The organism is Streptomyces sp. YS-3 (assembly GCF_045257485.1).
Lineage (GTDB): Bacteria > Actinomycetota > Actinomycetes > Streptomycetales > Streptomycetaceae > Streptomyces.
The window spans coordinates 1-6,890 of sequence record NZ_JBJHPC010000395.1; the positions used below are offsets into that span (position 1 = coordinate 1).

Here is a 6,890-nt window from a genome sequence, read left to right on the forward strand (position 1 = left end):
GGGTCAGGGGGCGCCCAGGGTCTGGGAGGGCAGCTCGCCGAAGCGCGCGCGGTAGCTGTCCGCGAAACGGCCCAGATGGGTGAAGCCCCAGCGGTAGGCCGCCTCTCCCACGGTCAGCAGGCTGGGGTCGGCCTGGCGCAGCTCCGCGTGGACCCGGCTCATCCGGACGTCGCGCAGATACGCCATCGGGGACATGCCCAGATGGCGGCGGAAGCCCTCCTGCAGCCAGCGCGCGCCGACCTGGCCCAGGCCGGCGAGTTCGGTGGTGGTGTAGGGGCGCTCGGGATGGGCGTGTATCGCGTCCACGACCCGCTTGACCGGGCCGGGCAGCACGGCCCTGACCGGCTTGTCGAGCTCCTCGCGGTAGCGGTGGCCGGTGGCCAGGAGCAGCCCCGTGAGCAGGGCGTCCTGGAGGCGGGCCGCCATGAGCGGCTGGGCGAGCGCCCCGTGCTCGTTGTCCATCTCCCGTACGACCAGGGCCACCATGCGCGACCAGCTCAGACCGGGGCCGCGGGCGATGTCGACCTCGGGTTCCAGCCGCGTCCCGGCGGGGACCGGGCGGTCGAGGAGGACTTCCAGATGGCGCAGCAGGTCCTGGGCCTCCACCTTGACGGCGAACAGCCGGCAGTCCCGGTTCCACCGCTCCAGCGTCGGCTCGCCCTCGGGCTGGAAGACGGCCGCGCGCCGGGCGGTCGCGGTGGCCGAGGTCCGTGCCTGGCGCCAGGTCAGCTCCCCGGAGAGGGGGACGTCGACGTGGTAGGCACCCAAGTCGCCGAAGCGCATGCGCACATCGGCGCCCCAGCGCAGGTCGCCCAGGGTCAGCGGCCCCAGCCGCGTCACGTCGAAGACGGCGTCGAGCCGGTGCGTACGGTCCAGTACGTCGATGGAGGTGGCGTAGTACGTCTCGCCGATCACCTGGCGTGCCTCGTCGAGGTCCCCGGTACGGAAGGAGAGCCGGGACGCGGTCGGGGTGCCCCGCGTGCCCGAGTGCGAAGTCGCCTGCATGGCCCATATCTTCCCCGGCGCCCGGCCCGGCCGTCACCACCGGCCGCGCACGTGATCCGGCGCGGGTGGCGTCCGGCCCCGCTCGTGTGTTCCTCCGGCCGGGCCGTATCGCGGGAATTGCGGCGGTCCCGGAGAAATCCGGTGCCACCCCTCTGTGTTTACCGGAAAAGCCGGAGAACGCGTCGTACTCTGAGGCGGTTATCGGCTATCGGGTCATCATCAGAACTCTCCGGTCCGTCCATTGAGGGTCCGTGGGGCGGCTGAGGGGAGAGACGATGCGGGAGATCACCCGAAGGGGATTGCTGGAAACCGGACTTGGCGCCGTGGCCGCGGTCTCGGTCGCCGGGTGCGGGGCCGACGGGGAGCGGGGCGCCGCCGGGGGACCGCAGCCGCCGGGCAACGGGCCGGGCCATCCGGCCGCCCCCAACGCCCCGGTGAGACCGCACTTCAAGATGGTCGGTGACGGTTCGACCGCGGACACCGGTCCGCAGCCGAACCAGCCCAGACCTCTGCCGCTCGAACCGGGCCAGACCCCGCCGCAGTTCGTGGTCTTCTCCTGGGACGGCGCCGGGGAAGTCGGCAACGGGCTCTTCCCGCGCTTTCTGGAACTCGCCCGCGACCACGGCGCCTCCATGACGTTCTTCCTCTCCGGGCTCTATCTCCTGCCGGAATCCGGCAAGTCGCGCTACCGGCCGCCCAATAATCCGATCGGCGCCTCGGACATCGGTTATCTGAACGACGCACATGTGCGCGAGACGCTTCGCTGTGTACGGGAGGCGTGGTGGGACGGCCATGAGATCGGCACGCATTTCAACGGCCATTTCTGCGGTGGCCCGGGATCGGTGGCCAACTGGTCCCCCGACCAGTGGCGCAGCGAGATCGAACAGGCCGTCTCCTTCGTCACCGAGTGGCGGACCAACACCGGCTGGCGCGACCTGGAACCGCTGCCCTTCGACTACCGCAAGGAGCTGATCGGCGGTCGCACCCCCTGTCTGCTCGGCCAGGACAACCTGCTGCCCACCGCCCGGCAGCTCGGCTGGCGCTACGACGCCTCCTCGCCCGGCGGGCGCCAGGTGTGGCCGGGAAAGCGCCAGGGCATCTGGGACCTGCCGCTCCAGGGCGTGCCCTTCCCGGGGCACTCCTTCGAGGTGCTGTCGATGGACTACAACATCCTCGCCAACCAGTCCGCGAACACCACCCGGGGCACACCCTCGCGCTACCCGGCCTGGCGGCAGCAGGCGACCCGCGCCTATCTCGCCGGCTTCCAGCGCGCGTATGAGACGAACCGCGCGCCCTTCTTCATCGGCAACCACTTCGAGGAGTGGAACGGCGGCATCTACATGGACGCCGTCGAGGAGGCGCTGAAGGGGATGGCCGGGAAGAAGGACGTACGGCTGGTCTCCTTCCGCCAGTTCGTGGACTGGCTCGACGCCCAGGACCCCCGGGTGCTGGAGAGGCTGCGGGCGCTGGACGTCGGCCAGGCCCCGGCGGGCGGCTGGAACGCCTACTTCAAGGCCGCCTGAACGCCCCCGGGACGGCCTTTGGGGCGGCCCGGACGTCCCCGGCGCCCCCGACACTCCGTACGACGTGAACGTCCGGAACGACCTCAAGGCCCCGAACGACCTGAACGCCTCGAACGACCCGAACGAAAGGGCCGCTGTCGTGCACGAGATGAGAGCCGAGCGGGACTCCGGCGAGACCGGGACGGCGGGCCGGGGCGCCCTGCTCTGGCACGTCATGAGCACCGACGAGCCGAGGACGATGTGCGGGCGCACGCTCGCCCGCCCGGAGGCCGCGGTCCCACCGGACCCGGACCTCTCCGACGCCGACCGCTACTGCGCGGACTGCATGGCGGCCTGCTGAGCGCGGGCTCCCGGCGTCCTCGCCGCTCAGAGGCGGCCCACCGGCTCCTCGCGCCGTATCTCCACCGGGATGTGCGGCGCCGTCACCCAGGTGCCGAGGGTCAGCCACACCGCCGCGAAGAGCCAGCCCCCGAGCACATCGGTCAGCCAGTGCACCCCGAGGTAGACACGGGAGAGGCCGACCGCCGCACCCCACAGCAGGATCAGCGCCGCGGCGAGGCGGCCCGAGGACGAGCGGGAGCGCCGGGTCACGCCCCAGGCCAGCAGCCCGGCCGTCAGCGCCGCGGTGGTGGTGTGACCGGAGGGGAAGGAGTAACCCGAGGCGTGTGTGGCCCAGTCGGCCAGGGCGGGGCGGGGGCGGGCGACGGCGGCCATCACGGCGAACCGCACGGCCTGGCCGAGGGCGAGCACCGCGAGGGCGCCCGCCGCCGCGCACAGGCGCTGGCGGGGGTCCCGCCCGGCCAGCAGCCCGGCGCCGACGGCCAGCAGATACGGGAGCGGCCCGGTGCCGGTGGCGGTGAGCGCGCGGGCCAGCGCCTCCGCCACCGGCGGGCGGTGGTGCACCGCCCAGGAGTGCGAGGCCCGGTCGCCGGGCAGCGGTGCCCCGTCCCGTACGGCGACGACCACCGTGAGCAGGACGAACAGCAGCAGGCACACGGCCGCTCCGACGCGCCGGGCCCTTGTCATCGGGCGGCCACCAGCGGGCGCAGCCGGGTGTCGCGGAGCCGGTCCACCCAGGGCGCGGCCCGGCGCGCGAGCAGGGTGAGGACCAGGGCGACGACGGCGCCGACGGCCAGACCGGCCAGCACGTCGTGCGGATAGTGCGCGCCGATCCAGACCCGGGAGGCGGCCATGAGCAGCGCGGCGGGCACCGCGATCGCGCCGAGGAGCCGGTCGCCCAGCAGGAGCGCCACCGCGGCTGCCGCCGCGATCGCCGCGTGGTTGCTGGGGAAGGACCAGTCGCCCAGCGCCGGACAGGCCTCCACGGTCATCACGTGCAGGCTCTGGCAGGGCCGCTGTTCGTGCACGGCCGCTTTGGCCAGGTCGTTGACGGCGAAGGCGGCGACCACGACGAGCGGCGCGGCCAGCGCCGCGGCCAGCCGGGCGCCGCCGGCCGGACGGGCCCGCCACCAGGCGAGGACCATCAGCACCGCGAAGAGCCCCAGGCCGTAGTCCGACCAGAGCCGGACGGCCGTGTCGACCGGGCCCGGCGCGTCGTGCGCGAGCTCGGTGACCCAGGTGTACCAGCCGTTGTCGAAGTGCATCAGTGGGTGTCCTCTGCGGTGCGGGCGCGGCGGGCGCGCAGGATCTCCAGGGCGATCGGGAGCAGCGAGACGGCGACGACCAGCGCCACCAGCGGCAACAGATAGCGGTCGATGTTCGGGATGGACGAACCCAGCGCATACCCGCCGAGGACGAGTCCGCACGTCCACACCGCGCCCCCGGCGACCTGCCAGAGCGCGAAGACGCCGGCGGGGACGCCGAGCACGCCCGCGAGCGGGTTGAGCACGGTCCGGACGATCGGAACGAAGCGGGCCAGGACGATCGCCTTCGCGTGGCCGTACTTGGCGAGCAGCTCCTCGGCGCGGGCCGCGCCCTCATGGAGCTTGCGGGACCTGGTCCGGGCGAGAAGCGCCCGGCCGCCGCGGCGGCCGATCCAGTACCCCACCTGAGCTCCGGTGAGCGCGCCCGCCACGGAGGCGAGCAGGACCTGCGGCAGCGAGAGCGAGACCGGCCCGTCCCCGCCCGGCACGCACAGCAGCCCGGCGGTGAACAGCAGCGAGTCGCCCGGCAGGAAGAAGCCGACGAGCAGGCCGGTCTCGGCGAACAGCACGACGGCGACGCCGATCGCGCCGAAGGCCGAGAGCAGCGAGCCCGCGTCCAGCACGTTCACGGCCTGGGGGGCGGCGGCGAACAGGGGTACGGCCATGGCGGTGGGCCCTCCCATAATGATTTGCGGGCCGAGAGCGGCTCGCGGCCCGACTGACTACAGTGCTGTAGACGGTCTACAGAACTGTAGACGAAAGATCGAGGAGGATCGTTCCCATGGGCGTCGTTGACGGGTCCGGCCCCTTCGCCGGCGGTTCGGGCGGCGACGCGCGGCGGCCCGCCGGGGAGCTGGAGGCGGGTGTGCTCGCCGCGCTGTGGGCCGCCGGGGGCCCCCTCACGCCCGGCGAGGTCCAGGGCGCCCTGGGCGGCAGCCTGGCCCGCACCACCGTGACCACGATCCTCACCCGGCTCTACGAGAAGGGCGCCGTCACCCGCGACCGCTTCGGCCGGGGCTTCGCCTACACCCCCACCGAGGACTCGCCGGGCCTCACCGCCCGCCGGATGCACACCGAACTCGCCAAGGAGGAGGACCGCTCCACGGTCCTCGCCCGCTTCGTCTCGCAACTCAGCGACGAGGACGAACGCCTGCTGCGGACCCTGCTCGACGGGGAGGCGGGCGCGCCCGGCGAGGCGATATCCGGCGACCGGACCGCCCTCGGCCAGGACCGTGCCGGGGGTGACCGGAAATGATCTTCGCGGTGTGGGTTCCGCTGCTCGTCCCGTTCCTCGCCGTCCCGGCGGCGCGCCGGCTCGCCGAGGCACTCCCGCCCAGGCCCGCCGCCTGGCTCCTCGCCGCCGCCACCACCGGCCTCGCCCTCTGCTCGGCGGCTGCCCTCGGACTGCTGACCGCCGCGGGCGCCCTGCGGCTGCCGTTCGTCGCGGCCCTCGGCCATCTGGTGACCCCGTTCGACGCGGTGCCCGGCGCGGTCGCCCTGCCCGCCGCCTGCGCGGCCGGCGCCCTGCTCGCCCTGTGCGGCATCGCCCTGATCCGCACCGTCCGCCGCCAGACCGGCGAGGTGCGGGCCGCCCGCCGCCGTCTCGCGCCCGCCACCGGGGAGCTCGCGGTGGTGCGTGACCCGGGCCCGTACGCCTACGCGCTGCCCGGCCGCCCCGGCCGCATCGTGGTCACCACCGGCATGCTGCGCGCCCTCGACCCGGCCGAGCGCGAGGCGCTCTTCGCCCACGAGCGCGCCCATCTGCGCGCCCGCCACCACCTCTTCCTCGCGGCGGCCGAACTCGCCGCGCATCTGCACCCCGCGCTCCGCTCGCTGCGCGCGCCCCTGGAGTACGCCCTGGAGCGCTGGGCGGACGAGGCCGCAGCCCGGGCCGTGGGCGACCGCCGGCTCGCCGCCCGCGCCATCGGCCGCGCCGCCCTCGCGGGACGTACGGCCGCGCCCGCGCCGCGCGCCGTCCTCGCGGCGGCCACCGGACCGGTGCCGCGCCGGGTCGCCGCCCTCCTGGACCGTCGCCCGCCCACCGCGCCGCTCCGCTCGCGCGGCCCCCGGCTGATAGCGGCGGCGCTGCTCGCCTGCCTCTGCGCCTCCGCCGTCTCGGCGGCCGAGGCAGCGGCCGATCTGCACGGCGGCATCGAGACGGCCCAGGGCGAGGACTGACTTCCCCGCGAACGGGAACCCCGGTGGCGGCGACGACGACCCGTACGGCCCAGCAACACCGGGGCCCCGGAGCCCGCGCCACGGAGAGTGGAGTGCGTACGCCTGTGGGGCGTGCCACGCCACGAACGGCCACCGCGGAGGCAGTCATGACATGCATCAACCGACGGGACCTGGGACTGCTGGTCCTGCGGGTGGGCACCGGAGCCGTCCTCGCGGCGCACGGCACCCAGAAGCTCCTGGGCTGGTTCGGGGGCGGCGGCATCGAGGGCACGGCCGCCGCGATGGAGCACATGGGCTTCCGCCCCGGCAAACAGAGCGCGGTGGCCGCCGGGCTCGGCGAGGCGGGCGGCGGCGCCCTCCTGGCCCTGGGCCTCGCCACCCCGGCGGCCGGGGCGGCGGCTGCCGGGGCGATGGCGGGCGCGGTCTCGGTGCACGCCCCGGCCGGCTTCTTCGCCACGGCCGGCGGCTTCGAGTACCCGGCGTTCCTCGGCTTCACGGCCGCCGCGATCGGCGTCGCCGGAGCCGGCCGCTACTCCCTCGACCACGCCACCGGCCACGTCCTGGACCGGCCGTGGACGGT

The 6,890-nt window shown here is 74.6% G+C and carries 9 protein-coding genes; 5 read left to right on the top strand and 4 right to left on the bottom strand.

Annotated features, from left to right (window positions below):
• Positions 1-3 precede the first annotated feature (3 nt).
• Positions 4-1,005 carry an AraC family transcriptional regulator gene (locus ACJA3G_RS26160; protein ID WP_406555502.1) on the bottom strand — a complete coding sequence of 334 codons (1,002 nt, stop codon included), beginning with the start codon at positions 1,003-1,005 and terminating at the stop codon, positions 4-6.
• A 275-nt stretch (positions 1,006-1,280) separates the two neighbouring features.
• Here ACJA3G_RS26160 and ACJA3G_RS26165 point away from each other — a divergent pair, with 275 nt between their 5' ends.
• Both ACJA3G_RS26165 and ACJA3G_RS26170 read left to right on the top strand, forming a co-directional pair.
• On the top strand, positions 1,281-2,528 hold the full coding sequence (locus tag ACJA3G_RS26165; protein WP_406555503.1) for a hypothetical protein: 1,248 nt from the start codon (positions 1,281-1,283) through the stop codon (positions 2,526-2,528).
• A 64-nt stretch (positions 2,529-2,592) separates the two neighbouring features.
• Positions 2,593-2,868 (top strand): hypothetical protein, encoded by a 276-nt coding sequence (locus tag ACJA3G_RS26170; RefSeq protein WP_406555504.1) that lies wholly within the window; start codon positions 2,593-2,595, stop codon positions 2,866-2,868.
• A 26-nt stretch (positions 2,869-2,894) separates the two neighbouring features.
• Here ACJA3G_RS26170 and ACJA3G_RS26175 read toward each other — a convergent pair whose 3' ends face one another.
• Genes ACJA3G_RS26175 through ACJA3G_RS26185 form a run of 3 tightly spaced genes read right to left on the bottom strand, consistent with a single transcriptional unit; the run spans position 2,895 to position 4,797 of the window.
• Positions 2,895-3,554 carry a phosphatase PAP2 family protein gene (locus tag ACJA3G_RS26175; RefSeq protein ID WP_406555505.1) on the bottom strand — a complete coding sequence of 220 codons (660 nt, stop codon included), beginning with the start codon at positions 3,552-3,554 and terminating at the stop codon, positions 2,895-2,897.
• Entirely contained in the window at positions 3,551-4,132 is a 582-nt protein-coding gene (locus tag ACJA3G_RS26180) for a phosphatase PAP2 family protein (RefSeq protein ID WP_406555506.1), read from the bottom strand. The genes ACJA3G_RS26175 and ACJA3G_RS26180 overlap by 4 nt, the downstream gene beginning before the upstream one ends.
• Positions 4,132-4,797, bottom strand: a complete 666-nt coding sequence (locus tag ACJA3G_RS26185; RefSeq protein ID WP_406555507.1) for a DedA family protein — start codon at positions 4,795-4,797, stop codon at positions 4,132-4,134. The genes ACJA3G_RS26180 and ACJA3G_RS26185 overlap by 1 nt, the downstream gene beginning before the upstream one ends.
• 116 nt (positions 4,798-4,913) lie before the next feature.
• Between ACJA3G_RS26185 and ACJA3G_RS26190 the strand changes: the two genes are divergently transcribed.
• From ACJA3G_RS26190 to ACJA3G_RS26200, 3 genes are all read left to right on the top strand, one after another.
• A complete protein-coding gene (locus tag ACJA3G_RS26190; RefSeq protein ID WP_406555508.1) occupies positions 4,914-5,387 on the top strand; it encodes a BlaI/MecI/CopY family transcriptional regulator in 474 nt (157 codons plus the stop codon).
• Entirely contained in the window at positions 5,384-6,310 is a 927-nt protein-coding gene (locus tag ACJA3G_RS26195; RefSeq protein ID WP_406555509.1) for a M56 family metallopeptidase, read from the top strand. The genes ACJA3G_RS26190 and ACJA3G_RS26195 overlap by 4 nt, the downstream gene beginning before the upstream one ends.
• 146 nt (positions 6,311-6,456) lie before the next feature.
• Positions 6,457-6,890, top strand: a 434-nt coding sequence (locus ACJA3G_RS26200) for a DoxX family membrane protein (RefSeq protein WP_406555510.1), incomplete at its 3' end; no start/stop codon positions are given.